This is a genomic window from Sinorhizobium sp. BG8, from assembly GCF_016864555.1.
Lineage (GTDB): Bacteria > Pseudomonadota > Alphaproteobacteria > Rhizobiales > Rhizobiaceae > BG8.
This window is the reverse complement of record NZ_CP044011.1, coordinates 1,185,899-1,212,773: the sequence shown is the minus strand read 5'-3', so window position 1 is coordinate 1,212,773 and position 26,875 is coordinate 1,185,899. Positions and strand designations below refer to the sequence as shown.

The following is a 26,875-nucleotide window of genomic DNA, read 5'->3' as shown; positions in this document are numbered from 1 at the left end:
TGACGCCATACATCCGCGAAGTGACGGCGAAGATATGGAAGCCCGGTTGCTTCGCATTTGATCACCGGCCAAACCGCTTATCGGCCGGGACGAGATCAATCATCGTTCGCAGGAATGGATACTGCGTTGTGTCGTGGATCGCGGTGACGCCGCTCACCTTGGTTGTCTCCTTTGTCAGGACGCCGGCCGAATCGATGTGCGACCATAGAAGGCCATCCCACCAGCGCTGCTTGCGATCGACGATGCCGCGTGCGTTCATGTCTTCGCAGCTTTCCCAAATGCAGATCACATCAGCTTGCCGAAGCGTCAACTCGAACTGCAGCGCCTGGGCGAGCGCGACCGAATGCGGCCCCTTCTTTGGGGGCAACATCGCAGACCGCCTTGACCTGCTCGAAAGAGATGGACTCCGTACGCGGCGGCGGCACATGGAAGCACATTTCCTCGAGAACGGTTTTCAGCCGGAAGCATTCGGGGATGTTCGAAACGACTCCGAAGCCGATGACGGTGCGCAGCAACTGCATGCATTGATATGCGCGGCGTGGGCGGCTCATTCGGTGTCATGATGACACCCTTCGCTGCTGCTGCCCGGCGTTTCGCTTTTACGGGCGTGTCTTCCGGAGCCTCTTTCAGGCAGTTGCACCATTCCTTGACGTCTAGGCCGGTGACCTTCTAAAGCCTGCGCATCCCGCAGCTTTTGTCGAGCAGATCTAGGCTCAGGTCGTAGTTGATCCGCGTGACCTCGCGAAGTTCGAAGTACGATGATTGCGGATTGGTCCGGTACATTTTGATCTGGGGCCGGAGCGGAGTCCTACACCGTTCATGGTATCAGTTCCATGCTCGTGAGCGGGGGCGTCGTCACGAACCCTTCCGCCTCTCTCGGTAACGATTCCGCCTATCGGCTGTCGTCGTGTGAAACGGCTGTTACGACCGCTATGGGGCGTTCGCGGAAAGCGTTCTCCGCTGGTCTGTGGTTCGCTCCCGGCGCCGCGGGCTCGCGCCTCTCTGGGCTTCGCATCGTCCGTGATGGAGGCGGCGTTAACGGGCTCGACAAGTCCATCACCGCTGGTCTCGCAACTGACGCGTGGGCTGCGAATTGGGATGTTGGCCTCGTTATCGAGATGGCAAATCAGATGCTTATCAAAGATGTCGAGAGCGTCGGCCATTTCCGCATGATGGGGAATTGCTGCTGGCCATCGCGGCGAACCCGGCGGACTCGGGGCAGGCTCGATTGTCGTTGGGAACCACATTTAAGCGCGTCGTCATGGTGGCGGAACATCCCACGTTACGTGGGACAACAACTGCAAATTTACGGGCATGAATCGTCAGTCTGGGAACGTTTGCCACAGCAGCGCGCTTGGCGCGAAAGCCATGCCTTCGCCTGGCGCAGCCTTTGTCGCATCCGGCTGGCGCATGACGGAGTTGGAGAATTACGGGGCAATCCAGACGATCGAAGAAGTTGCCATTCACGCCCATACCTTGGCCGGGTCCCGGATCATCGTGCAGTTGGAGGGCGGCGGCTCAAAGCCGTCGCGCATTATCACGTCGCCAACGGAAACCGGCAACACCCGACTAGCAAACCCCGCAGGACGCACACAGTCGAGCTTCGTGAACAGCGCACGAGGCTTGGTCAACGATACTTGCCTTGACACGCGTCCTGCCTTGGCCAGCAGCACTGCCGATGCCAGCTACCCGTCTGATACCGGCTTTTTTGAGATGACGGACACTAGCGAGATCCCGTCGGTCAGCTTCCGGAAAACAGATGGGAACGGTTCATTCTACTTCGATCGCACGAACGGCAGGAACATCCAAGCGTCGCACATCTATCCGGTCTCGGACAACACTTACGATGACGGCAGTTCGTCATTCAGAAAACGCTCCGACTTCGCGAACCAGCAGTTTTGCGGCACAGGTCAAGCTGCCCTCACGGGGGGGCGCCGGTCGGAAATGCTGGCGGGAACCGCGGCACAGTGTACGTCGATGAGAGCACGCGCAAAGCCTATATTAAGCCCACGTCCAACGGGAGCACCGATTAGTGGGAACTTCCTCAAATCGTCACGGGTTCCACCACATGGGATTCTGCCAGCTTGGCGGACGTAGCCGGCGCTTCGCAGAACGTCACCGTAACGGGTGCCGCTCTCGGGGATTACTGTGTCCCGTCGTTCTCCCTCAATACGCAAGGTATGATCCTGACCGCGCACGTGACCTCGGCAGACACAATTGCGGTCAGGCTGCAGAATGAAACTGGAAGCACGATAGATCTAGCGTCTGGCACGCTCCGAGTTGCCGTCATCAACCAGTAATCAGCGACTTTCCAACGCCGCCATATTTCGCCAGATGCTGGGGAGCAACATGCTGCTGCACTTTCGCCATCACGAATTCTAGGGGGTTGTCCGGAGCGCAACCTTGACGCTAGCCTAGGCGCAGCAATAATTTGCAATGGACTGCGGGGCTGTTTGTGGGGCGAAGCTAGAAATGCGCATGATTAGTCTGGGGGCGTTTTTTTCCGCATGGAAAGATCCCAAAGTGTGTGCCGAGTTAATCAGATCATTGCGATTAAAAGATCGACTCTTTCTGGCCCGCCTCCTCATCAACGTTTTGCCCCACAGGATCGCTGGTTCAACAAAAGTTTTGCTGGAGAGCGCACAGCTTTTTCGGCAGCGACAGGAATTTGGGCTGGCAAAAGCTACGCTGATGAGGGCTCTCCCGCGCCTGAAGGGCAAAGTTAGGCAATCGGTGAAGCGATCCTTGCGGCAGCTAAGCGCACTTGAGCGCGTGAACGTTAAGGTTCTTGCGAGCGCCCAGGATCACCGCATTACACTATACAGTCAGAGAGCCGGTTCAGGCGTTGTGGTGGTCACGTTCGGAACTATCAGCAGCAGTCTGAATACTGAACCATTTGGGTTCCCGTTCCTTATTGAGCAGGGGTATGATCACATTCATGTGGCTCAAAGCAAGTACACCTTGTATCAGTCGCTAAGTCTCGAAGAATTCCAAAAAATTGTCGCGGTCCATTGCAAGGGCAAGAAGGTCGTATCCTACGGATCTAGTTTAGGTGGATATGCTGCTCTTTACTTTGGCGGGTGTTTGGATGCCAAAATTATAGCTGCGAGCCCAGTGAATTTCGTTGACAAGGTTATCTTGGTAAAGAGGTGGGCTCTTGTTCCAATGCGCCACTCGTTGATCTCTGAGAACCCGACTAGCAGCAAAGCGCCTGTAATATTCTATGATCCTCTGGATGACGAACGAGATCGCGTCTATCTCGCGAAGCGCGTCTTGCCAGCCTATCCGAATGCGAAAGTCATACCGATTCCAGGTGGGGGGCATGCGACTTTTAACGAGTTGCAGAAGCGAGGCATCCTAAAGAGCACCATCCTGTCCATCGTGGAAGGCAATTTCGACGCGCGAAAATTATTGCTGGAGCTTAACGAACAGGACGAGCAAAAGGCCCAGGTGGCGTGATCGTTCGACTGATCCGGCGACAGCGTTGTAAGCGGCTTATTGTGCTCGCGGCCGATGTGCCGCGCCGAACTCCCCCTGTGCTTTGCGCCCCTAACCCCTGACGCCGATTATCCAGCCATCGAAACGAGGCGATGGCTATGAGTGAATTCGGAAGGTCTTTGGCAAAGGTGCTGGGTCTACGACGACTATCGCCGCAATCTCGGGCTGAAGACGCAGAGAGTCAAGCTTATGAGCGATGCCGAACGGGACACCATCTATCGCATGCGGTACTGGGCGCTGATCAAGGGCGACAGCCTGCCCCCCGGGCGGTTTCCTACGTTGCCTTCAATGGCGCCGTGAACTCGGGAGTCTTGCAGTCCGCGAAGTGGCTACAGCGCGCACTGGGCATCAAGGCTGATGGCGTCATCGGCCCGGCGACTTTGGCTGCCATCAGGGCTTGCCAGAACCATGATGCCCTCGTTGACGCGATCTGCGATCGTCGCCTCGCATTCTTGCGGGGCCTGAAGACGTGGAAGACGTTCGGCAAGGGCTGGGCGTCCCGTGTGGCGGGCGTTCGCTCTGTCGGCAAAGCGGCACCACTTTTCTTCATAGTTTCTGACAGTTACCGACCGACAGGACACCATTGTGCTCTTGCGTCGTGGTAGGTGATGAGCCGCCTGCGAGACACCGGCGCTGTGCACGAGCCAAACTCACAGCCCCAGGCTGGCAATCGCGACTGACGTTTCTTCGTTGCATTCATGCTCTCCGGCTCCACGAGGAGTATCTTGCCTCGAGTCCCAGGGAACGGGTCGCAGGTCACGTTACTGGCCTGCCACTCTGCAGGGATCAGGGCCTTTCGCGGGATTTGATCTACTTTAACAACTTCCTCGCGCAGACTCCAAGGTCTCTCGGCCTTATCCTCTTGCCTGATGCAAGCAACGGGAGGTAGATTGTTCTTCCGCCGCATCCTCCGGCATTGGAGAACGCCATGACTTACCGGGTATTACTTGCCTTTTTCTCAATGGGGCTTCTCGCACTTTCGGGATGCGCAAGCACGCAGTCTGCGGAAGACAATACAACCTACTCACAGTGGCAGGGAGGTTCTCCCGATGCCGATGTAGGCCGAATGAAGGACAATGGCGTAGACTGAGGTCTGCCCATACTCTCATGGACGACGGCCGCTGAAGTCCGCCAATGGCACGGACGTGGGAGCCTGCGCTGCGACGGGGAGGAAACCGGACTGGGGATCCCGCACCCGCGTGAATCGGCGGCATTGCGCACCGCCTTGATGATGCCAGCGTTCCGGCGCGACCCAACCGAGCGCCTTAGCCCTTAGCGATGATCAAACATGTCGTAGACCTCATGCCTCTCGATCAGCAGCAGGGACCGATCGGGCTGGATTCGATAGGTCTCGATCATCAGGTATCCAAACTGATCTCGGAACTGATGTTGAAAAATGCTTCCCACCGGAGCCTTCTTCAGTTTGCTCCGCGGCTGGCCATGATAGGTCAGGCTGCCTGGTATGGGGTCGGGATAGCGCCCTGCGGCTTGCGAAACATCGGAAAGGCCGAGCAGGATAGCTGCGATGGCAAGGAAGAGCTTCCTCATGGCGATACTTCTCACAAAACCCGCCTTTGCGACCGAAACGGACGCCTTCGGGCATGACGACCGAACGGTTGCATTATAGCTCGATACCACTGACGTGTCGTCCCCGAAGACCGCTCCCCGGGGTGGGAGCTAGCCCGGAAAGACGTCGGGCTTGCGGATATCGGGGCTCTCCTCGGCCATGTCGACCTCATGCATCCACTCGCGCCAGATCGCGACGAGCAGGGCCATGAGCACGGGCCCGATGAAGAGGCCAAGGAAGCCCATTGTCTTCACGCCGCCGATCAGGCCGAAGAACGTCGGCAGGAAGGGGAGCTTGATCGGACCGCCGACGAGCTTCGGGCGCAGAGTCTTGTCGACGATGAAGAGTTCGATCGATCCCCAGAGAAACAGGGCGACGCCGGCGAAGGGCGATCCGCTCGCCACGAGATAGATTGATACGAGCGTAAAGGACACCGGCGCACCGCCCGGAAACAGGGCCATGAGCCCCGTGAGTACGCCGAGCGTCACCGCCGAAGGAACGCCGGCGATCCAGTAGGCGACGCCGAGGACAATGCCCTCGCCGATCGCGATCAGAGTCATTCCTGTTACCGTTGAGCTGATGGTCGCGGGCACGACGCGCGAGATCCGTTCCCAGCGCGTCGGCAGGATGCGTTCCCCAAGGCGATCAACCTGCGCCACGAAGGCTTCGCCGTCGCGGTAGATGAAGAAGAGTGCGATGAGCATGAACAACATCGTCAGCAGCAGATGAAACGCCGCGCCGCCGGCAGCGAGAGCCACACGGTAGATGTTGCCGATGTTCGCGCCGCTGACGATCTGGGTAATCTCACCGATGCCGCCGGGATGATCGAAAAAGCGTATCCATTGCTGGTCCAGCCATCCGCCGATGACCGGCAGCGTCTTGATCCACAGTGGCGTGGGCGCCCCGGAACGGTTCATTTCCACCGCCCAGCCGATCCAGTCGCGAACCTCGTGGAATGCGTAGGTCGCCGCGAACATGATCGGCACGATGATAAAGGCAAGGATCATCAGGATCGCGAGCGAGGCGGCGATGGTGCGGCTATTGTTCACGGACGCGAGCAGCCGGCTATAAAGCGGCCAGCTCGCAAAGGCGATGACGAGTGCAGCGAGCACCGGCACCACGAAACCATGGAAGAAATAGACGCCGGCGATGATGACGAGAACCAGCAACCACCGCGCAGCCGAGAGCGACGAGATCAGCGCGACACCGGGTGCCCGGAAGGCCCCGATCATGCGAGGTGCTGCACGCGCCGGACGCACCTCGGCCGGAGGTAAACGTGTCGTCTGGTCCGTTGCAGTCATTCGCTCTACCCCTGTGGCAAGGCCACCCCTCATCGCCCCGCTCCATGTTCAATAGCGCGACTGTAGCGAGATACCATAGATATTTTGTGAGAGATGGGGTGCGGGACCGCGAAATTTTAGCCCGGCGCGGCGCATTGATGCAGGTTGCGGGTATACGACCCGCGAGAGCGACCAGTGGAGGTTGATGCACTCATTGACGTTTACGTTAATGTAAGATAGCGAATACGCTTGAAGGCGCGGTGCAAAAGCATCATCCTGTCGGCACGTGTGGTTTGGAGGAACCGTTTCGTGCATACGGGTAAGCCTGCGCCGCGAAGGAGGAGATAGCATGTCGGTAACCGTCGCGGACCAATCCACATTGCCGCCTGAGAAATTCTGGCTTGCGTCATATCCGCCCTCCACGCCCGCCGAGATCGCCCCTCTTCTCTATCGATCCATCGGCGACATGCTGGAGCAGTGCTGCAGTCGCTTTGCCGCAAGGCCGGCGTTCACCTGCATGGGCAAGACGCTGACGTTCCGCGACCTCGACAGGGAGACGTCGAAAGTCGGGGCCTGGCTGCAGGAAAGAGGGCTGGTGAAGGGCGACAGGGTCGCCGTCATGATGCCGAACATCCTGCAGAATCCCGTCATCATCTTCGGCATCCTTCGCGCCGGATTTACGGTGGTGAACGTTAATCCGCTCTACACGCCCAGAGAATTGGAACACCAGCTCAAGGATTCCGGCGCCAAGGCGATCTTCGTCCTGGAGAACTTCGCCGGCACGGTCCAGCAGGTTGTCGAACGGACCGCCATCCGGCACGTCAGCGTCACCAGCATGGGTGACATGCTGGGGTTCAAGGGCCTTGTCGTCAATTACATCGTGCGCAGGGTCAAGAAACTGGTGCCGGCTTGGTCCCTTCCAGGACACGTGCCCTTCGCGCAGGTCTTGAAGGACGGCGCCCGCATGAAGGTGAAGCCGGCGGATGCAACGCCGCAAGACGTGGCGTTCCTGCAATATACGGGAGGCACGACGGGGATTGCCAAGGGCGCGACCCTCACGCACTCCAATCTTCTGTCGAACGCAGAGCAGATCAAGCTGTGGATCGCGCCAATCTTCCGCGATCGGCAGCAACCCGATCAGCTTACCTTCGCCTGCGCGCTGCCGCTCTATCATATCTTTGCGCTTACCGTGAACGGACTGATGGGCCTGGCGCTCGGCGGCCACAACATCCTCATCCCCAATCCTCGCGACATTCCGGCCTTCGTGAAGGAACTCGGCAAGTACCGGGTCCACATCTTCCCGGGGCTGAACACGCTCTTCAACGCACTGATGAACAACGCGGACTTCGCCAGGCTCGACTTTTCCACGCTGATGCTGGCACTTGGCGGCGGCATGGCGGTGCAGCGGCCGGTTGCCGAACGCTGGCAGAAGATGACCGGCTGCTCCATCACGGAGGGCTACGGGCTATCGGAAACGTCTCCCGTCGCGACGGCGAACCGTTTCGACGTGCAAGGCTTCACGGGAACGATCGGGCTGCCGCTACCCTCCACCGAGATCGATATCCGCGACGATGATGGCCACTCCCTTCCGCTTGGCGGCATCGGCGAGATCTGCATCCGCGGTCCTCAGGTCATGGCCGGCTACTGGCAGCGCCCCGACGAGACGGCAAACGCCATGACACCGGACGGCTACTTCCGAACGGGTGATATCGGCTTCATGACCCCCGAGGGCCATACCAAGATCGTCGACCGCAAGAAGGACATGATTCTGGTTTCGGGCTTCAACGTCTACCCCAACGAGGTGGAGGAAGTGGCCATGGCATACCCCGGCGTACTCGAATGCGCCGCCATCGGCATACCGGACGAGCACTCGGGCGAAGCGGTGAAGCTGTTCGTGGTCCGCAAGGATCCCGACCTCGACGAGGCCACCATCAAGGCGCACTGCGCGGCGAACCTCACCAACTACAAGCGACCCCGATTCGTGGAGTTCCGCACGGAGTTGCCGAAGTCAAACGTGGGCAAGATCCTCAGGAAGAACCTGCGCGAATAGCCCGACGTCGTTGAAATAAACCGATTTAAATTTTTCCGGCAATGCGTACTTGATTTGCATCGGCCAAAGCGACTAGCTATCGCCGCAACGATTTTGACGCAGGGAGCCGCCCATGAAAGCGCTTGTCCAACAGCTGAAAACCACAGCCGAAAAGACGAAGGCCACGGATATCCGCGCCGCCTTCTCCTCCGATCCGGACCGGTTCAAGCGCTTCAGCGCCAGGCTCGGCGATTTTCTCTTCGACTACTCCAAGTGTGCCGTCAACGACGAGGTCCTTGCCGGGCTCGAGAAGCTCGCCAAGGAAGCCGGCGTCGAGGCCAAGCGCGACGCGATGTTCGCGGGCGAGATCATCAACATCACCGAGGAACGCGCCGTGCTGCACACGGCGCTGCGCAACCGGTCCAACACGCCGGTGAATGTGGATGGCCGAGACGTGATGCCTGATGTGAACGGCGTTCTCGCCGCCATGGGCGCCTTTGCCGAGGGTATTCGCAACGGCACGCTGAAGGGCGCAACAGGCAAGAAAATCACCGATGTCGTCAACATCGGCATCGGCGGCTCGGACCTCGGGCCTGTGATGGCGACGCTCGCGCTCGCCCCCTACCATGACGGGCCGAGACTGCATTTCGTGTCGAACATCGACGGCGCTCACATTGCCGATACACTGAAGCTGCTCGAAGCCGAGACGACGCTCTTCATCGTCGCGTCGAAGACCTTCACGACGATCGAAACGATGACCAACGCGGATACCGCGCGCAAGTTCATTGCCGGCAAGCTCGGCGATGCGGCCGTGGGCAACCACTTCTGCGCGGTGTCGACCGCGCTCGACAAGGTCGCGGCCTTCGGCATCGGCGAAGACCGGGTGTTCGGCTTCTGGGACTGGGTCGGCGGACGCTATTCGATCTGGTCGGCAATCGGCCTGCCGCTGATGATCGCCATCGGCAAGGACCGGTTCGGCGAATTCCTGGCCGGCGGACACGAGATCGACAATCATTTCCGCACGGCCCCGTTCCGCGAGAACATCCCCATGCTTCTCGGCCTGATCGGCTTCTATCACAGGAATGTCCTCGAATATCCTTCCCGGGCTATCCTGCCCTATGACCAGCGGCTTTCACGCTTCCCTGCATACCTGCAGCAGCTCGACATGGAATCGAACGGCAAGTCCGTGACCATGGACAGCGAGGCCGTGGCGCTGAAGACGGGTCCGGTCGTCTGGGGCGAGCCCGGCACGAACGGCCAGCACGCCTTCTACCAGTTGATCCATCAGGGAACGGACATCATTCCCGCCGAATTCATGATCGCGGCGAACGGCCATGAGAAGGACCTGCGTCACCAGCATCAGCTCCTGATGGCGAACTGCCTGGCGCAGTCTGAGGCGCTGATGAAGGGACGGACGCTCGCGGAAGCGAAGGCGCAGCTGACCGCCAAGGGCATGCCCGATGCGAAGGCCGACAAGATCGCTCCGCATCGCGTTTTCTCGGGCAACCGCCCGTCGATCACGATGGTCTATGACAGCCTAACGCCCTTCGCGTTCGGACGCCTTGTTGCGCTCTATGAACACCGCGTCTTCGTCGAGGGGCGCTCTTCAACATCAATTCCTTCGATCAGTGGGGCGTCGAGCTCGGCAAGGAACTTGCGACGGGCCTGCTGCCGGTCGTCGAAGGAAAGGAAAGCGCAGCCGGGCACGATTCCTCGACAGCCGGGCTTGTGGCTGCGTTGCTCAACGCGGCGAAGTGACATTTTTCGACCCTCTCCTCACAGAGAGGGTCGGTACAATGCTCCGGGTCGGGTTGATCCCACCACTCGGGCGGCAAGACAGACACCGCGGCCCGCCGGAAGGCGGGCGACGGCGGCCCACGTGTTCCGCGCGGCCTCCCTCAGGAAGACTAGAGCCCGATCTCGTGCGCCCAGGGAGGATTCGCGCCGGCACGAGACACTGTCACCGCGGCGGCCTTGGCCCCGAGCGCCAGAGCATCGCGCACCGCGTTTTCGTCGAGTTGGGCGACCTGTGCTTTCGTAAGCAGGTTGTTACGCTTTAGAGAGGCTAGCACTCCCGCGTCGAACGTATCCCCGGCGCCGATCGTGTCGACGACATCAACCTTTTCGCCCGGCACGGAAACCTTGTGGTTTCTCGTATATCCGTCAGCTCCGTCGGCTCCCTTGGTGATGACTACCAGCTTGGGGCCACGCTTCAGCCACTCGGCGGCCAGTTCATCGTGCGTGCCATGCATGCCGAACCAGTCGAGATCCTCGTCCGAGAACTTGATGATGTCTGCCTGGGCGGCCATCCGGTTAATGCGGGCCATGTGGGCCTGCTTGTCCTTGATGAAGCCAGGGCGGATGTTGGGATCGAGCGAAATCACCCGCTTTGCGTGCTCTCGCGCCGACAGTGCTTCGTAAGTCTCTCCGCACGGGTTCGGAATGAGGCTGATCGCTCCGAAATGCAGCGCCTCGCAATCATCCCCGAGTACGGGCAGGTTTTCCGCCGTGATCATCCGCCCCGCCGTGCCTTCGTCGTAGAAGGCATAGGTCGCCTGACCGTTCACGAGCTTGACGAAAGCGACCGTCGTCGGGCGCGAAAGCGTCGCACATGGGGAGAAATCGACCTTGCTGGCCTGCAGCGTCTCACGCAGTATATCGCCGAGCATATCGTCCGACAGGCCTGTGAAGAATGCGGTTGGAACGCCGAGCCTTCCAAGCGCGATGGCAGTGTTGAAAATTGCGCCGCCTGCATAGGGGGCATAGGCATCCTCGCCGAGCGTGGATTTGCGCGGCAGCATGTCGATCAGCGCCTCGCCACAACACAGGATCATGGGCTTCTCCTCCAATTTTCAATCGATTTAATCGAAGCTGGAGAAAAACTCCAGCTTTCTTTCTCAAACGGTGGGAAGCTCGCTGACCCCGCCGTGACGGCCGGACCAGACAAGAGGTGCGTCGAGGAAGGCCTCTACGGATGCGAGAGTCTTCTCGTCGAAAAGCCGCTCGGAGCGTGCGGCTGCAAGCACGTCGCGCCACGTCGCGATGTGGTGCAGTTGAACGCCGCCATTGGCAAAGCGCGTCTGTGCTTCCGCGAAGATGCCGTAGTAGAAGAGCGCCATGCCATGATCCACGATGCCGCCGGCTTCGCGGATCGCGTCGATGAAGGTGAACATCGAGCCACCGGCCGTCGTCAGATCCTCGATCACCAGCACGCGGGCGCCGTCGGGCATGTGCCCCTCGATCTGGGCGTTGCGGCCATGACCCTTCGGCTTCTTGCGGACGTAGATCATCGGCAGGCCCAGTCGCTCGGCCAGGAAGGCGGCAAAGGGTATGCCGGCCGTCTCGCCGCCCGCCACCACGTCGAACCGCTCGAAGCCGGCCTCACGCATGATCGTCGCGGCGGCGAAATCCATCACCGCAGAGCGGATCCTCGGGTAGGAGATGAGCTTGCGGCAGTCGATGTAGACAGGGCTCGCCATGCCCGAGGCCAGTTTGTAGGGCTCGTCCGCCCGGAAATGAACCGCCTTTATCTCCCAGAGCATGCGGGCCATCAGGCCTGCCATGACATCGCGATCCGGAAACGAGTTGGAAAACATCGAGAGCTCCCTGGCCAGTTTTCCAGCGCATAGCAGCTTGCGCCTCAGGTTTCCAGCGGCTCGGTCGCAGGCACGGCGATTTCTCCGTTCTTGCCGCGGGCGCAAAGAAAAACCCTCCCCGCGGCGCGGGGAGGGCTAATGGGCGGTCGTCCGATGAGAGGGTCGGATATCAAGCCTTGACGGTGGCGTAGGCACCGCGGCGTGCATCGACCGACAGGCTGCCGGCGCCAAAGGCTGCAAGCACGAGGAAGCCGCCGGCAATAGCCAGGTTCTTCATCATCATCAGGCCGTTGAAGAGCGTGAGAAGGCCGTTAGCAGCTTCCGGGAAGTCCGGAACGTTGATCGCACCGCTGTGGAAGACGAGAGCGGTGAATACGCAGAAGAGGGCAAGAAGGAAGGCGGTGATCTTGGTCTGGAAGCCCACGAGCACGAAGGCGCCGGCTACGAGTTCAAAGAGACCGGCGAGATAGGCGAGCGCGGTGGCGGCCGGGAAGCCGGCACCCGTGATCATTCCGGCGGTTCCGCTCGGATCTGTAAGCTTGGAGAAACCCGACATGATGAACATGACGGAGAGAAGAATGCGTCCTACGAGGATGACTGCGTTCTGCGGCATGGCGAAAACTCCTGAGTTGCGGTTGAGAAAAACTTAACAGGAATAGTTCGTTTAACTAGTCTGGCAGCCTCGAAACAGATTGTTCATTTATGTTGAACAACGGCCTGTTCCGCCGGGAACAGACCGCCCACTCCCGGCGTGGGATGACGGCACACAGAAACACGTTCCGTCCGGGGCCAATGATGCAACACTACATGCTCGCACTCGCGATCGCCGTCGCTTCCTTCACCTTTGCGAAAACCGTCAACGCGGGCGGGCAAGATCGACGGGGCTACTATGGCAGCTACCAGCAGAAGTGCCACACCAAGCGCGTGAAAGTGCAAAATCATGACGGGCAATGGCAGGTGAGACGCGTCCGTATATGCCAGTAACGCCTCGAGCCGCCGGCTCCCGCTCAAATCCGGCATCGACCCCGCTGCATCGTTGATTTCTGTTGCAAGCCAATCGCGGCTGCGCAAAGATTTCCTGTGCCGAACCGCCTCCTTGCTCGGCGGCGGCCCAGGGGATTTCGGAAATGAACGAAATAAACAAGAGTGCGGCGTTCTGGCGTTCATTCCCGATATTCGAAGGCTTCAGCAAGGACACGATCGGCGAGATCACGACCATCGTGACCTTCCGCAAATGGTCGGCCGGCACGGTCATTTTTCAGCGCGGCGACGAGGGCAACTATCTGATCGTCCTCATATCGGGACGCATCAAGCTGTCCCTGATCACGCCGCAGGGCCGCGAGCTCTCTCTGCGGCATCTGGAGGCCGGTTCCATTCTTGGAGAAATGGCGATCCTCGACGGACAGCCGAGGTCAGCCGACGCGACCGCGGTAACCGCCACCGAGGGATATGTGATCAGCAAGCGCGACTTCCTCGAGGTGCTTGCGCGCAATCCGCCGGCTGCACAGGCGATCATTACCTATCTTTGCGGCAAGCTTCGAGAGACCACAGAACAGCTCGAGACCATCGCCCTCTACGATCTCGACTCGCGTGTCGCCCGCTTCTTTCTTGCAACGTTGCGCCAGATCCACGGCGACGAACTGCCGGAAAGCGCGAACCTGCAGCTGCCGCTGAGCCAGACGGAGATTGCAGGAATCGTCGGTGCCAGCCGGCCCAAGATCAACCGCGCCATCCTCGCGCTCGAGCAGGCCGGAGCCATCCGTCGAACGGAAGGGATCATTACCTGCCATATCGGGCGGCTGTTCGGCATAGCCGAACCGGACGACGAGTAGGCCCGTGGCCAGCGGCTTTCGCGTTCGTCCCAAGCCGCTCCTCGCAGGCGTCCTGACCAGTTTGGCCGGCGCCCTCTTCCTGCTTTTCTTCGCCGATGGCCTTCTCGAACGGATGCGCGAGAGCTTTTTCGACAGACAGTCCCAATGGATCTCGGCGCCCGTCGACGAAAGGCTGGTTGTCGTCGACATTGATCGGAAGTCTTTCCAAAATTCCTCCGAGGGCGAGTGGACCCGGGCGCAGACTGCTGCACTCGTTGCGCGTATCGGCGCGGCACACCCGCTGGCCATCGCCTTCGATTTCGTCTTCAGCGATGATTGTGATCCCTCCGAACGGGCGAATGGCGAGCTGGCTGCTGCCATCGCTGATGTTCCGACGGTGCTCGGCTTCCTCATCGGAGAAAATGCCGAAGCACTCCCCAAGCCCGTTCCGCCACTCGCGCTGCAACGACCCGTCAGCATTCCGGACCTCTGGTTCATCGACGGCACCGAGAGCTCCTGCCCATTGTTCCAGGACCGGGCGACATCGGCTGCAGCGGCCTTTCTCGTCGGAGACGAGGACGCGCTTGTGCGGCGGATCCAGGCCTATACCATCGTTGACAATGCCGCCTATCCGGCGCTCGGCGTGGAGATCGCGCGGCTGGCGGCGAACGTGCGCACGCCCGTTCTCGGTGGAGAGCAGGCGTGGCTTCGGCAGGACTCCCGCGTCATCCGGCTCGACGAAGACGGAAGCCTCCGCTTCGTGGCCAGCGATGCGGCCGCAATGGGTGCCCGCACCTTGTCGGCTGCTGACGTGCTGGCCGGCCAGCTAGACGTCAAACGGCTTTCCGGAAAAGTCGTGCTGATCGGCAGCAGCCTGCCGAACCTCGGTGGCCTGCGCGCGACCGCATCCATGCCGCTCGAACCATCCGTACAGATTCACGCCGATGTCGCGAGCGGGATCCTCACCGGCTTCATCCCCATGCGCCCCCGGACACTGATCCCGCTGGAGGCGGCATTCGCGCTGCTCGCAGGCTTCGGCATCGCGATCTCCTGCATCCGGTTGAGGCCCGTCATTTCGGCCGGTCTGGTCGCCGGTGCGCTCGCCCTGATGTTCGCGGCCTTCAACTACCTTTACAGCCGCACCGGATTGCTCGTCGACACGGTCGGAATTGCGCTGGTGCTTGTGGCGGTGGGGCTGGTGACCTCGCTTTCCCAGTTCGCTCGCGTGCGACGCGCCGAGGCCACCGCCCGGCAGCGTTTCGGCCAGTACCTGCCGCAATCGGTGGTCGCCAGGTACATAGACAATCCGGACATGGAAAGGGTCGGCGGGGAGGAGCGCCAGGTGACGGCGCTCTTCACAGACATCGAGGGGTTCTCCACGCTGTCACAGAAGATCGGACGCCACGAGCTCGTACACCTGCTCGACGTCTATTTTGCCGAGGTGAATGCAGTGGTCGCCAGGCACGGCGGCATGGTGGACAAGGTGGTCGGTGATGCCGTGCATGGGCTCTTCAACGCCCCGGAGGATCTGGAAGGACATGTCGACAAGGCGATCGCCTGCGCGGTGGAAATCCTTGCGCTGACCGAGGAAATGCGTTCCCGGCCGGCATTTTCGGCCCAGGCCTTCGGTCGCACCCGCATCGGCATAGAGACTGGGATGACGCTTCTGGGTGAGGTCGGCGCCGGCGGCAAGCTCGACTACACCGCCTATGGCAATGCCATCAATCTTGCCTCCCGCCTGCAGGAGGCAAACAAGTTTCTCGGCACTGCGATCTGTATCGGCCCGGCAGCGGCAGCTGAAACGACATGGCCGCTGAGGCCACTCGGCACACACGAAATCCGCGGCTTCGGTGCCATAGAACTTTTCACGATCGCCTGAGGGGCGCCCTTTGGCTCATTGCAGGCCGACGCTCGCATAGGCCTCGCGAATGCGTGCTGCCCCCACTGCACCACCTCGTTTGGTGCTGCACCCTGCTGGGCGATCTCCACGCCCTGCCCCCGGCCGAGCCGGCGCGTCACACCTGCGCCGCTCACTTCGACGATCCCGTGCTCGACGAACACGGCAAACACGCCGCGGCTCGGGCCGGCAAAGAACCGGGTGCCGCGCACGCCGATCATGCCAAAGGCGGTGCGCATGGTCAGGTCGATCTTCGGCATGCCTTCGGGACGGTCGAAAAGTACACGCCCTGTTCCTAGTTCGAGTGTGCCTCCCTGCCCGGCAATGAACTCGTCCAGGAGAAGTTCCGTCTCGCTGCCGAGCAGAAGTTTGGTGTCGTCGCCGAGTGCGAGCGTTGCAAAGCTCTCCTGTCCCGTCGTGACATAGTCCTTGTCCAGCAAACTTGCGCCCGCCTTGAGCGCGTCGACCCGGTCATTCTGCTTGCGGCTGACTTTGCCCCGAATTTCGACAGCCTCGCCGATCACGGCGTTGGCTTGCGTCGGGCGAATTCCAACGGCCGTGAGAGCCAGCACGCCGCCCGCCACGAACATCCGCCGCGTCACCATTGGCCTCATCGATTGCATGGTCTCTTGCATGACAACCCTCGCATACTCGAGCTTTTCGGCTCCAAACAGGAGCCCCCCAGGATTGGGGAGCAACCGCAAACGCTTTCGTCATCCGGATTCAATATTCCGCAGCGAAGATGAAATTCGCCGGCTCATACGTCTCTATGCGAAATCCTATACTCCGGCTGTTCCCGGCGGAACAACCCTCGCCTTCTGATCGTCTATCCTAAGCATAACAACCAAAGGAAAGTACCGTGAAGACCGCAATCCTAGAATTCAAGACGATCGGCCGGGCCGTTTTCTTCGCAATGACCTTCGCATCTGCCGCCGCGATCGCCGGCGGCGCGACAGCCGGCGATCTCTCAATCGAGGCCCAGTGCGATGCCTCGACCGGCAGTGCACTGGACGCGGCGCGCAACACGGCCTTCGCTCCCGTGGAGTTCAAGGACATCAAGCTCGGAATCGCCCTTTCCTCCTGCCGCGAGGCCTACAAGGCGCGGGGCGGCGCACGCATCGCCTTTCAGCTGGCGCGCGCCCTGGACCGGGCGGGACAGCCTCTTCCGGCCATGAAGCTCTACGAGGAGGCCTCCGGCGCGGGGCACCTTGCGGCCATGGTCGAGTACGCACGTCTCGTCGGCGAACGCGGCGACCGGAGAGCCGAAATCGCGCTCTACACGAAGGCCGCTGAAGCTGGCAGTCCGCTTGCAGCACATAGGCTGGGCGTCGCTTATCGCGACGGCATAGGCACACCCGCCGATCAGGACAAGGCCGCCCTCTGGTTCACGAAGGCGGCAGCCGCGGGAGATGGCTTGAGCCTGGAACTGGAACGTGACGGCTCCCCTGTCGAACGGGCTTCATCCGACGACGGCAACGCGCCCGCAGACCTTGCCGTGAACTAGACCGGACCGGGACCTTCCGGATTCGGCGCTTCGGCGGCTTGTTCCTGATGCCCAGCTCCATCCCGAGGCGGTTTTTTGCATCCGGCGATCGTGCTGCAGGCTGGGCTTGCGGCGCTCATGCCCTCAGGAATCGAGCGCACGGGAAATCCGGCTCGAAAGTTCTGCCGGGTCCTTCAGGATGATTGCCGCATTTGTTCGCTCGATCAGGGCCGAACGGACCAGACGCGCCATTTCCCGCGAAACCGTTTCCCGGCTGGAACCGATGTGTTCGGCAAGCTCGGCATGCACGACCGGCGGCGAGATCACGCGTTCCGCACCTTCGAGACCACGATGCCGGGAGAGCCTCAACAGGGTGTTGTAAAGGCGATGCTTCGTATCCAGGAATGAAAGTTCGGAGACGCGGCTGTTCAGGATGCGGACACGTTGCGAGAGAAGGCGGAGCAGGAACAGGCTCACACCCGGCTTCTCGGACAGGATTTCCTGGAAGACTTCGCCCGGCACGACGAGGACCGAGGAGTCATTGACAGCTGACAGACTTGCGCAGCGCGGCTCTCCGTCCAGCGCCGAAATCTCGCCCACGATATCACCACGCCGGAAGCCGCCCAGGATGACTTCCTTGCCCACTGCCACCTTGTACAAGGCGCGAATCTCGCCAGAAAGGACGCCGAAAACCTCGCAGGCCGGCGTCTCGCGCTCAGCCAGCGTGTCGCCCGTACGCAGCTTGCGAACGGAGCATTTGGCAATCCATTTCAAATCCTCTTCGTCCGTCAGGGACTCGAAGATCGGAAACATTCTCAGGGACTTCTGCGCGGCTTTCGACGCCGCGGGGGTGATGCGGGAATTGCTGCTCACAGCTCACCTCGCCGTGGTTACGACCCAACGTCTTTCCTCGAATGCGAGGTATTTTGTTGGAATTCCCTGAAAAGGCAAGTCCTAACAGGCACTACCGCCTAGACCTCTACCCAATTTCTCCAGCCTGCGGGCCCCAGGTATCCGTCATCGCGAAACCCGCAGCCAGCGGATCGGATGGATCGAGGGCAACCTGATGAAGGCCGAAGGTCCAGCCGCGCCCTGTAATCGTTGGGATAATTGCCTTTCTACCGGCAACTTCGGTCTCCGCTTCAAGCCCGACCTCGAATTCGGAACCGATGATGGAGCGCGACCGAAAGCTGTCGCCGACCTTGACCTTCCCGCGTGCGTGGAGCGTTGCGAGGTTCGCGGAATTGCCGGTCCCGCATGGTGAGCGATCGACTCGGCCCGGCCACATGGTGGTCGCCGTGCGCACCGTCCCGTCCGGATCGGTATCCCGGAACATGACATAGGCGATGCCCCTGATCTCCGGAATTTCCGGGTGAACGACGGGCATCATCTTGTTGATCGCGTCCTTCAGAAGCATTCCGGCATCCACGAGCGCGCGCGCGTTGGCCTTCGCGATCGTTGTTCCGATCTGCCCCACATCGACGAGTGCATAGAAGATGCCCCCGTAGCTGATGTCGAATCGTATGCGGCCCCACTGTTCGGTCTCGATCTCGGCGTCCAGAGTGTGGACGAAGCATGGAACCATGGTGAGCTTCACCTTCTCGCACCGGCCGTCGCGGCAGGTTGCCGTCGCCCTGACCAACCCTGCGGCCGTATCGAGGGTAACGATGGTCTCAGGCTCCTTCATTTCGACGATCCCCGACTCGAGCAGAGCGGTCGTGATGCAAATCGAGTTGGAGCCGGACGAGGCATGGGCCTGGTCCGCCTGAAGGATGATAAAGCCGGCGTCCGCTTCCGGACGCTTTGCCGGCAGCAGAAGATTGACGGAACCGGTCACGGCCGCACGCGGTTCGAGGCACAGGAAGCGTCTGAGGCTGTCGTCGACCGTGTTGATGTAGTTGAGCTGCTCCGCGATGGTGTTGCCCGGGATCTTCGGCACGCCGCCGATGGCGACCTTGCCGACCTCGCCTTCGCAATGGACATCCAGCAACTGGATCGTACGCTTCCATCTCATGTCGATGCTCCTTCGATAATCAGACGTGACGCGTGAATGCCGCCGTCAATGCGAATGTACTGGCCCGTGACGAAACCGGCGTCGACCGACCGCAGGAAGGCCGCGGTCTTCGCGATTTCCATCTCGTACCGATACGGCGATGCCCTGCGCTGCTCGTCATAGGATGAGCCTGATATATCAGTATTTGCAGACTTTGAAACCGCTACCCGGACCAAAAAATAGCGCTCCCATCACTCCTACGCACCAAGCGCTGACCCAAGAATGGCGCTTGACCGACAATGTGGCAGCGCATGAAAGTTTGACGTCGTCCAAAACCGAAAAAGACCTGCGCCATGACGAAGCTGATCGTCTTCACCGACCTGCATATGACGCCCGAAGGCACGACAATCATCGGCCTCGATCCCTACGCTCGGCTGAATTCCGGCATCGAGCACGTGAACCGTTACCATGCTGATGCCGATCTGGTGATCGTGACCGGAGACCTCACCCATCGCGCAGAAGCCGCATCCTATCTCCGGCTGAAAGCACTGCTGGCGCGCCTCGCGCCGCCGCTGGCGGTGACGATCGGCAATCACGACAACCGCGAGACATTTCTACATCATTTCGACCAGGTCGAGCCGGACGCAAACGGCTTTGTACAAAGGTCGATCGATTTTCCCGACTGTCGGGTCCTCCTGCTGGATACGCTCTTTGCTCCGCCCTACGAGTATCCGATGAGCCATGCGGGTTTTCTCTGCGAGCGTAGGCTGGCCTGGCTGGACAACGCGCTCGGCACGGCTGCCGGCAAGCCGGTGCTCATTTTCATGCACCACCCACCACACAGGACGGGCTTTGTCGGCATGGATGCGATACGGCTCGGCAACGAACGGCAATTCTACGACATCGTGCTGAGGCACGGGAATGTGCGGCACATCTTCGCCGGGCACGTCCATCGCACCATCGGCGGATCGCATCGGGGCATTCCCTTCTCGATCTTCAAGAGCCCCTGCCACCAACAGCCGATGCCATTCGAGTCCCCGAACCCGTCCCTTTCGGTCGATGAGCCGGGCGCCTATGGCATCGTCGTACTCACCGACCACGGTTTACAGGTCCACACCGAGGACTATGAGATTGCCCGGCGCGACGCCGTGATCGCGTAGCAGTCTGTAAGCAAGCACTCGTGCGGCGCCAGACCGGGCGTGCCAGAGGCGGTTCCTTCGGTTCCGCCTCCTTCCGCTTGCCGGAGGACCAGTTCCTTATTGGCCCGTCGCGGACTGCATGGTTCCGCCGGCGGCCGTTCCCAGACGCTTCCACTGGTCGTTGTAGCTCCGGCGCGTATCGGCATCGAAGATCGCAATCGGGGTCGAGACTGCGATGCTGGCCGCACTTCCGACCGTCTGTGCCGTACCGAGCGCCACTGCACCCAGTGCGTCGCCGAGACCGACATTGGAATCCGTCACCGTCTGGCCGTCGATCAGGCGCTGGCCAATCAGCTGAACGACCTCCGGACTTTCGGCAAACTTTCCGTGGTTCAGGCGATCGCCGGATTTGAGCTTGGTGAGATCGAGAACCGTGATCCCGTCGCCCTCCAGCATGGACCGATACGGTTCGTCTGCCGGATTGATCTGCCCGAGGCGGTCGACATTGCCTGAAATTCTGCGTGAAAGCGCAAGTGCCCGGTCATCCTGCGAAACGAACAGGGTGAAATTCGGCGTCTGCTTGCCGAGTGCCGCAAACTGCTGCCCGAAGACGTCCACATCGAGATCGGGAGACGCCAGGATGACCTGCTGGATCTTCGGGGCGACGTGACCATCTCGTATGGCCATCTGCCTCAGGGCTTCCATGGCAAGCCAGGTCCCCATCGAATGCGCCATGATCGTTATCTCGCCGACGTTCGGCAGGCTGGCCGCGCGGCGCAGCATCTCTTCCAATGCATCGCGGGAGTAGTTCGTGCTTTCCTTGTCGTAGTTGTAACCAAAGACGCTGGCGCGCGAAGGCCAGGTGAAGATCACCGGTGCGGCGTCCATCTTCGAATCGTGAACGATCTGCGCAAACCGGTAGACGGCATCCTCATAGCGGTTGTTGAACCCGTGAACGAATATCACCACGCGCCCGCTCTTCGGCAAATGGGCCTGCAGCCAAGCCCTTGCCTGAGGCGCATCCTGTATTGGTGTGACGCTTACCGTGGTGAAATCCTTTTCAGGATCGGCGGGGAGGTGTTTTGGCCACTGCACCTGTCCGGCCTTGCGCTTGGCATCCGGCGGAATCGACACAGTGATCTCGGTCATCTGGAGATTGACGCCCCTCTCCCCGGAATAGAGCACGCCCGGCGTTTCGGAGGGCGCGCGCGTGGTAGCCACGAGAAGGTCGACCTCCGACACGCCGGTTGCCACGGTTCCGCTCGGGATCAGCACCCCGTCCGGGCGACCGCCGCAGCTTGCCAGCAACAGGGCTCCGGTGAGCAATGCCAGCCTGGGCCAGCGGCTGAGCGGGCACGCCTGCCGGTCGGAGATACGCAACTCGCCCATACACATTCTCCCAGTCCCCGGCAGCCGCCGGCATGAGTGCTATCGACAGCAGCCCGGCCGGCACCTGTTTCTAGCCCAGATACCCGGAGAATTGAAGCCATCGGCGGTGGAAGGGAAAGACCAAAATCGCTCTACCACAAGATATTCATCGAAAGACTGGTTGCAATCTGACTTTTTCTTGAGTTAGTTTTTCGAAATGGCACGTGTTCTCTTCCTGGGAAAGAATAATGACCCGAGCTGTCAAGCAGCGGAGGCGTTCGTCAAATCCAACTTCTCCGAAGTCGAGAGCTTTTCCGGTGAATGGGGGGACCCGCTTCCTCCTTCGACACAGGATTGGCATGGCGATTACATCATTTCCTATCTTTCGCGCTGGGTCATACCCGGCTGGTTGATCGAGCGCGCCAGCCGCGCCGCAATAAACTTCCATCCCGCCTCGCCGAGCTATCCTGGTATCGGATGCATCAACTTCGCGCTCTATGATGGCGCCGCCGAATACGGCTCGACCTGCCACTTCATCGCCCCGAAGGTCGATACAGGCGGGATTATTCAAACAACAATGTTTCCTGTTTTCCCGAGCGACGATGTCGCTTCGCTGTTGTCGCGAACCTATGCCTATCAGCTCTGCCTCTTCTACGACGTGATGGGCCGGGTCGTGAGCGGTGAGACGCTGACGACCTCCGGGGAAAGCTGGACACGCCCTCCTTTCACCCGAAAGGAGTTCAACCAGTTGTCCGTGATCACGCCCGATATGGACACCGCGGAAGTAGCGCGCCGCGTCCGGGCCACGAAATTCGGCATCTGGAGACCGGGCGTCGTCATCGGGGGAATGCGCTTCGAGCTGGCGTGAGCGGCTTTTGCCCTCGGTCAGGACGGCATACCGGTACGGCCTGAGAATAACAGCAACAGTTGTCGCGTTGTTCGGTTGCGCTGGTCGTTCGAGTACACAGCGCCGCAACGAGCGCATGCAAGGCAATCGATACCAACGAGCACCGCGCACAGAACGGCTATCCGGACAAACTCCATGTACTATGCGATTGTCATTCTCCTCACCGTTGCGCTCCCGATCCTGTCGATCGCGATCGAATATTTTATGGTCCCCGGCACCGACGTGATCCTCCTCTTGGGGAAGTGGTTCGTGTTTTGGGGTGTCGGCGTTCGGCTTGCCCTCGCCGGGTTCAAGCAGGCGACGAGCCCCTCGTTTACGGCCTCCGGCATTCTCGGCATCAAGGATCCGGCCGCAGAAAAGGTCGTGTCAGAACTCGGCTACGCCAACCTCTCCATGGGATTGATCGGCGTTCTCAGCCTATTGTGGGCCAACTGGGTGCCGCCGGCGGGACTGGCAGGCGGACTGTTCCTCGGTCTCGCCGGTTTCAAGCATGCGATGAACACCGGAAGAAACGCGAAAGAAAACCTCGCGATGCCGACCGACTTCTTCGTCTCCGCAATGATCGCAATCTACCTGTTGGCGCTCGCCGTTCGCTGAGGTCCGGCTTGTTACGCCGGTGGTGCCGCATCGTCAGCCGGCGAGCGACGCGAGATCGGGAGGCAATATGATGAATTCCGTCATCCGCGTCTCGCGACAACACGTATCCGCTCGGAAACAGAAGATGGGGAGTGAAACTCATGCGCCTGCTGCCATTGCTTGCCGCTTCAGCGATGCTCTTCACTGCATCCACGGCACGCGGCCAGTCACTGAAACCCGATGAGATCCTGAGCTCGATCGCGGTCAGTCCGATCAGCGAACCGAACCCGGTGCTCGGCGCGGACGGGAAGACGCATCTCGCCTATGAGCTCCTGGTGGTCAATCCGAGCCGACTTTTCGTCACACTCGACAAGATCGAGGCCATCGATGAATCGGGCGGAAGCCTCTGGGCGCTGGACGGAGACGGGCTGACGGCGATGACCACCTCCTACCGAGGATTGGGGCGAACGCTTTCGCCGGGCGATTCAGCCGTGGTGCTGATGGATGTCAGCCTGGCGGCGGACGGGAAAATGCCCCAGCGCGTGCTTACACGGGTAACCGCGACCCGCCAGACCGCCGGTGCGGACGGAAAACCGGTCGACATGCCGAAGGATGGCCCGCTGCCCTCGACCTTCACCTTCACTGGCGGAGGTGTCGCACCCGGAGCGCCGGCCGTCCTCATCGACTCTCCGCTCAAGGGCAAAGGGTGGGTGGCGGTGAACGGCTGCTGCGACAGCATCACCTCGCATCGTGGCGCAGTGATCCCAGTCAACGGGCAATTGCGCGTTCCCGAGCGCTTCGCGATCGACTGGGTCAAACTCGACGATGCGGGCCGGATCTTTACCGGCGACATTTCGAAACTCGAGAGCTACGCCTATTACGGAACACCTATTCATGCGGCCGCGGATGGTGTCGTCGTCAATCTCTATGACGCGACCGACGAACAGGTTCCCGGGGCGGATGCGAAAGGCATCAATACGGAGAACGTAGGCGGCAACATGCTGGTGGTCGACATCGGAAACGGAACCTACGCCTTCTACGCCCATATGCAGCGCGGCAGCCTGAAAGTGAAGCTTGGGGATCGTGTCAAGACCGGCGACGTGATCGGCCTGCTGGGCAATACGGGCAACTCCACTGCGCCTCACCTGCACTTCCACGTGATGGACGGCCCCTCGCCGCTGAACGCGAACGGGCTGCCTTTCACCTTAAGGCGTTTCAACAGCCAGGGCGTGCTGGCCCCGGGTCCGACGACGGCGTCGAAGAGGGAGAGGTCGCCAGGATCGACCAGAGACTTACGGGAGAAAAGGCCAACGCGCTGCCGCTGAACAACGAGGTGGTCGACTTCGACTGACGCCCAGCCGGCGGTCGCGGGCGAAAGGTCCATCTGAGGCGGCACCGTCGTGCCTGCCTTGCGACAGTCCATTCAACGTTGACTTCACAGGTGATGAGAGGACAATGAAACCTCATGCGGCACCCACTCGAGCCGAAGGGAGGGGCCTTCCGATGACGATCGCAAGGAAACTTCAGGACTACATAGACGGCGAAGGCATCGCCTACGACACAGTCGCGCATCATCGCACGGCAACGACCAGCCAATCTGCGCAGGCCGCGCATGTGCCGGGTACCAGGCTGGCCAAGTCCGTGGTCGTCCATCATGAGACGGGTTACGTACTGGCAGTGGTTCCGAGCACGCACCGGATCGAGCTTTCCACATTGCAGGATGTGATGGACAGGCGCCTCGGCCTCGCCTCCGAGGATGAGGTCAGCTCGCTCTTCACCGATTGCGACATCGGCGCAGTGCCGCCGGTCGGATCGGCCTACGATGTGCCTGTTATCCTCGACGAAAGCCTGCGCGACGTAAGCGACGTCTACTTCGAAGGCGGCGACCACAGGACGCTGGTGCATGTCAGCGGACAGAATTTCCTCGACCTGATGAAAGGTGCACGCATCGCCCGTTTCAGCCACAGGCCCTAGTCGATTGACGCGGATCGGGACCGCGGCCCTCCGCTCTACGTTGCGTTCTGCAAAGGCGTGAGTCACTCCACGTGAACGATGGTCGGCATGTCACAGATGACTCCGGATGAAGGCGCCGGCGGTCGCCAGCGCCCGGCGTCCCGGTTCCAGTCTGGCGTTCCACAGTGGCCAGGCGTGGATCATGTGTGGCCAGATCTCGAGCGTGACCGCGACATCCGCTTCCCCCGCTGCCCCGGCAAGACGCGTCGCATCCGAAAGCAACGTTTCCGCGGAGCCTACCTGGATGAGGAGCGGCGGCAGCCCCTCAAGGTTTGCAAAGAGCGGCGAGACGCGCGGATCGCGCCGATCCGTATCGGGGCCGAGATAGGCATCGGCGAGTTCGGCGAGATATCCGGCGTGTATGAGCGGGTCGATGGCGTCATTCGAAGCAAGTGTCTCCCCCGACATCGTCAGATCGGTCCAGGGCGAGATCAGCCACCCGCACGCGGGAAGTTCCTTGCCCTTGTCGCGCAGGCTCCCCAGAAGCGACAGCGTGATCCCGCCGCCGGCACTGTCACCGCCAACGACGATGCGATCGGGTGCATATCCTGTGTCGAGCAGGTGGCGCCACGAGGCAGCAGCATCTTCGAGCGCGGCGGGAAAGGGGTTCTCGGGCGCTAGACGGTAGTCAACGGCGAGCGTGCGCACGCCCGCCGCCCGGCCGGCCTCTGTAACCAGACGGCGATGGCTCATGATCGAACCCGAGCAATATCCACCCCCATGAAAGAAGAGGAGCACCCGCCCCGGATCGCTGCCGGGAGCCAACGACCATTCCGCGGCAACTCCGCCCAGATCCACCGGTTCCAGTGCGATGTCGTCGGCGACCGGGAAGATGGAACCCACCTCGTCGATCCTCTCCCGTCTCTCCGTCCAGCCGACAGGCCGGGGCTTGGACGTCAGCAAAGCGCGAATGCCGTCGATTCCGCTGTCATCTGCCATCGCTCGCAACCCTTGTCTCTTGGTTCTGGTGTCGATCAGTCCGCCGCAGCAAAATGCGCCATCTGGTCTGCGTGTGCCTTCACAAAAGACGGGCGCGCCGTGGCGCGCGCGACATAGTCGCGGCAGGCTGGATGCGCCGCCAGCCCGTCGAACCTGCCGACGAGGCGCAGCACATCCGCCATGAGTATATCGGCGATTGAGAAGCATCCGGCCAGCCACTCGCGTTCAGCCAGCACCGCATCCATATGCTTCAGCCGGGTCTCGAGGAACCCGTCCAGATGTTTTCGTCCCGGCGTTTCAGTGGTGTCGCCGGAGAACACGAATATGGACCAGGGGAGGCTTGCCGCCTCGACCGAATTGAGCGCCGCGAACAGCCACTCGACCACAGTGCTGCGACCACGCGGATCGGAAGGGATGAGCGCGTCACTGCGCTCGCCCAGATGAAGCAGGATTGCGCCGCTCTCGAAGATCGAGATGTCTCCATCGGTCAACCACGGCACCTGGCCGAAGGGTTGGTGCGCGAAATGCTCGGCACCCCGCGCGCGGAATGGTGTTTTCTCGACCCGGTACGGCAGCCCGGCCTCTTCCAATGCCCAGCGCACACGTATGTCGCGCACATAGCCCCGCGGGGACTTGGGAACCCAGTCATAGGTGGTGAGAACCAGGTCGCCCATTCGGGACCTCCATTTCCAATTTCACGACGAAGGACGCGCGAACGGTGAGCACCCCGACATCACCGCTTACGTTTCACCGCGCCATTTCAATTCTGCGGCAACAGA

The 26,875-nt window shown here is 61.0% G+C and carries 22 protein-coding genes and 2 pseudogenes; 12 read left to right on the top strand and 12 right to left on the bottom strand.

Annotated elements, in window-relative coordinates; genetic code table 11:
* Positions 1–61: 61 nt before the first annotated feature.
* Positions 62–370: a hypothetical protein gene (locus F3Y30_RS05600; RefSeq protein ID WP_203425521.1), complete on the bottom strand. Its 309-nt coding sequence runs from the start codon at positions 368–370 to the stop codon at positions 62–64.
* Positions 371–2,472: 2,102 nt separating this feature from the next.
* Between F3Y30_RS05600 and F3Y30_RS05595 the strand changes: the two genes are divergently transcribed.
* Together F3Y30_RS05595 and F3Y30_RS05590 are read left to right on the top strand one after the other, a co-directional pair.
* Positions 2,473–3,459 (top strand): hypothetical protein, encoded by a 987-nt coding sequence (locus F3Y30_RS05595; RefSeq protein WP_203425520.1) that lies wholly within the window; start codon positions 2,473–2,475, stop codon positions 3,457–3,459.
* Positions 3,460–3,600: 141 nt separating this feature from the next.
* A complete protein-coding gene (locus F3Y30_RS05590) occupies positions 3,601–3,798 on the top strand; it encodes a hypothetical protein (RefSeq protein ID WP_203425519.1) in 198 nt (65 codons plus the stop codon).
* Positions 3,799–4,770: 972 nt separating this feature from the next.
* On the opposite strand, the gene F3Y30_RS05580 is transcribed toward F3Y30_RS05590, so the two are convergent.
* Both F3Y30_RS05580 and F3Y30_RS05575 read right to left on the bottom strand, forming a co-directional pair.
* Positions 4,771–5,046 carry a hypothetical protein gene (locus tag F3Y30_RS05580; RefSeq protein WP_203425517.1) on the bottom strand — a complete coding sequence of 92 codons (276 nt, stop codon included), beginning with the start codon at positions 5,044–5,046 and terminating at the stop codon, positions 4,771–4,773.
* 129 nt (positions 5,047–5,175) lie between these two features.
* Positions 5,176–6,297 carry an AI-2E family transporter gene (locus tag F3Y30_RS05575; RefSeq protein ID WP_203426495.1) on the bottom strand — a complete coding sequence of 374 codons (1,122 nt, stop codon included), beginning with the start codon at positions 6,295–6,297 and terminating at the stop codon, positions 5,176–5,178.
* A gap of 397 nt (positions 6,298–6,694) precedes the next feature.
* Here F3Y30_RS05575 and F3Y30_RS05570 point away from each other — a divergent pair, with 397 nt between their 5' ends.
* Both F3Y30_RS05570 and pgi read left to right on the top strand, forming a co-directional pair.
* A complete protein-coding gene (locus F3Y30_RS05570; protein WP_203425516.1) occupies positions 6,695–8,395 on the top strand; it encodes a long-chain fatty acid--CoA ligase in 1,701 nt (566 codons plus the stop codon).
* A 112-nt stretch (positions 8,396–8,507) separates the two neighbouring features.
* Positions 8,508–10,132 (top strand): annotated as a pseudogene (pgi, locus tag F3Y30_RS05565) (glucose-6-phosphate isomerase).
* A gap of 149 nt (positions 10,133–10,281) precedes the next feature.
* Here the strand turns inward: pgi and F3Y30_RS05560 are convergent.
* The 3 genes from F3Y30_RS05560 to F3Y30_RS05550 all read right to left on the bottom strand — a co-directional run bounded on the left by F3Y30_RS05560 (position 10,282) and on the right by F3Y30_RS05550 (position 12,583).
* Positions 10,282–11,208 carry a carbohydrate kinase gene (locus F3Y30_RS05560; RefSeq protein WP_203425515.1) on the bottom strand — a complete coding sequence of 309 codons (927 nt, stop codon included), beginning with the start codon at positions 11,206–11,208 and terminating at the stop codon, positions 10,282–10,284.
* A gap of 63 nt (positions 11,209–11,271) precedes the next feature.
* Positions 11,272–11,970, bottom strand: a complete 699-nt coding sequence (locus F3Y30_RS05555; RefSeq protein ID WP_203425514.1) for an orotate phosphoribosyltransferase — start codon at positions 11,968–11,970, stop codon at positions 11,272–11,274.
* Positions 11,971–12,139: 169 nt separating this feature from the next.
* The gene (locus F3Y30_RS05550; protein ID WP_203425513.1) at positions 12,140–12,583 is read right to left on the bottom strand and encodes a DoxX family protein; all 444 of its coding nucleotides are present in this window, start codon (positions 12,581–12,583) and stop codon (positions 12,140–12,142) included.
* A gap of 514 nt (positions 12,584–13,097) precedes the next feature.
* Between F3Y30_RS05550 and F3Y30_RS05545 the strand changes: the two genes are divergently transcribed.
* Entirely contained in the window at positions 13,098–13,802 is a 705-nt protein-coding gene (locus F3Y30_RS05545; protein ID WP_203425512.1) for a Crp/Fnr family transcriptional regulator, read from the top strand.
* Positions 13,803–13,806: 4 nt separating this feature from the next.
* Positions 13,807–15,660: a CHASE2 domain-containing protein gene (locus F3Y30_RS05540; protein ID WP_203425511.1), complete on the top strand. Its 1,854-nt coding sequence runs from the start codon at positions 13,807–13,809 to the stop codon at positions 15,658–15,660.
* A gap of 215 nt (positions 15,661–15,875) precedes the next feature.
* Here the strand turns inward: F3Y30_RS05540 and F3Y30_RS26205 are convergent.
* A pseudogene (locus tag F3Y30_RS26205) lies at positions 15,876–16,268 on the bottom strand (FecR domain-containing protein); the annotation flags it as partial.
* A 269-nt stretch (positions 16,269–16,537) separates the two neighbouring features.
* Between F3Y30_RS26205 and F3Y30_RS05530 the strand changes: the two are divergent.
* On the top strand, positions 16,538–17,182 hold the full coding sequence (locus tag F3Y30_RS05530; protein ID WP_203425510.1) for an SEL1-like repeat protein: 645 nt from the start codon (positions 16,538–16,540) through the stop codon (positions 17,180–17,182).
* Positions 17,183–17,305: 123 nt separating this feature from the next.
* Here the strand turns inward: F3Y30_RS05530 and F3Y30_RS05525 are convergent, their stop codons facing one another.
* Together F3Y30_RS05525 and F3Y30_RS05520 are read right to left on the bottom strand one after the other, a co-directional pair.
* Positions 17,306–18,034 carry a Crp/Fnr family transcriptional regulator gene (locus F3Y30_RS05525; protein ID WP_246752878.1) on the bottom strand — a complete coding sequence of 243 codons (729 nt, stop codon included), beginning with the start codon at positions 18,032–18,034 and terminating at the stop codon, positions 17,306–17,308.
* A gap of 106 nt (positions 18,035–18,140) precedes the next feature.
* Positions 18,141–19,175 carry a proline racemase family protein gene (locus tag F3Y30_RS05520; protein WP_203425509.1) on the bottom strand — a complete coding sequence of 345 codons (1,035 nt, stop codon included), beginning with the start codon at positions 19,173–19,175 and terminating at the stop codon, positions 18,141–18,143.
* 332 nt (positions 19,176–19,507) lie between these two features.
* Here F3Y30_RS05520 and F3Y30_RS05515 point away from each other — a divergent pair, with 332 nt between their 5' ends.
* Positions 19,508–20,314 carry a phosphodiesterase gene (locus F3Y30_RS05515; protein WP_203425508.1) on the top strand — a complete coding sequence of 269 codons (807 nt, stop codon included), beginning with the start codon at positions 19,508–19,510 and terminating at the stop codon, positions 20,312–20,314.
* A 96-nt stretch (positions 20,315–20,410) separates the two neighbouring features.
* Here the strand turns inward: F3Y30_RS05515 and F3Y30_RS05510 are convergent, their stop codons facing one another.
* Positions 20,411–21,682: an alpha/beta hydrolase gene (locus F3Y30_RS05510; protein WP_203425507.1), complete on the bottom strand. Its 1,272-nt coding sequence runs from the start codon at positions 21,680–21,682 to the stop codon at positions 20,411–20,413.
* 196 nt (positions 21,683–21,878) lie between these two features.
* Between F3Y30_RS05510 and F3Y30_RS05505 the strand changes: the two genes are divergently transcribed.
* The 4 genes from F3Y30_RS05505 to F3Y30_RS05490 all read left to right on the top strand — a co-directional run bounded on the left by F3Y30_RS05505 (position 21,879) and on the right by F3Y30_RS05490 (position 25,118).
* Positions 21,879–22,529: a formyltransferase family protein gene (locus F3Y30_RS05505; protein ID WP_203425506.1), complete on the top strand. Its 651-nt coding sequence runs from the start codon at positions 21,879–21,881 to the stop codon at positions 22,527–22,529.
* Positions 22,530–22,703: 174 nt separating this feature from the next.
* Positions 22,704–23,165 (top strand): DUF6790 family protein, encoded by a 462-nt coding sequence (locus tag F3Y30_RS05500; protein WP_203425505.1) that lies wholly within the window; start codon positions 22,704–22,706, stop codon positions 23,163–23,165.
* A gap of 140 nt (positions 23,166–23,305) precedes the next feature.
* Positions 23,306–24,469, top strand: a complete 1,164-nt coding sequence (locus F3Y30_RS26585) for a M23 family metallopeptidase (RefSeq protein ID WP_281435456.1) — start codon at positions 23,306–23,308, stop codon at positions 24,467–24,469.
* Between the two features lie 178 nt (positions 24,470–24,647).
* The gene (locus F3Y30_RS05490; RefSeq protein WP_203425503.1) at positions 24,648–25,118 is read left to right on the top strand and encodes an aminoacyl-tRNA deacylase; all 471 of its coding nucleotides are present in this window, start codon (positions 24,648–24,650) and stop codon (positions 25,116–25,118) included.
* 90 nt (positions 25,119–25,208) lie between these two features.
* On the opposite strand, the gene F3Y30_RS05485 is transcribed toward F3Y30_RS05490, so the two are convergent.
* Both F3Y30_RS05485 and F3Y30_RS05480 read right to left on the bottom strand, forming a co-directional pair.
* The gene (locus F3Y30_RS05485) at positions 25,209–26,096 is read right to left on the bottom strand and encodes an alpha/beta hydrolase (RefSeq protein ID WP_203425502.1); all 888 of its coding nucleotides are present in this window, start codon (positions 26,094–26,096) and stop codon (positions 25,209–25,211) included.
* A 35-nt stretch (positions 26,097–26,131) separates the two neighbouring features.
* Complete coding sequence (locus F3Y30_RS05480; RefSeq protein ID WP_203425501.1) at positions 26,132–26,770, bottom strand: glutathione S-transferase family protein; 639 nt, start codon at positions 26,768–26,770, stop codon at positions 26,132–26,134.
* Positions 26,771–26,875: the final 105 nt, after the last annotated feature.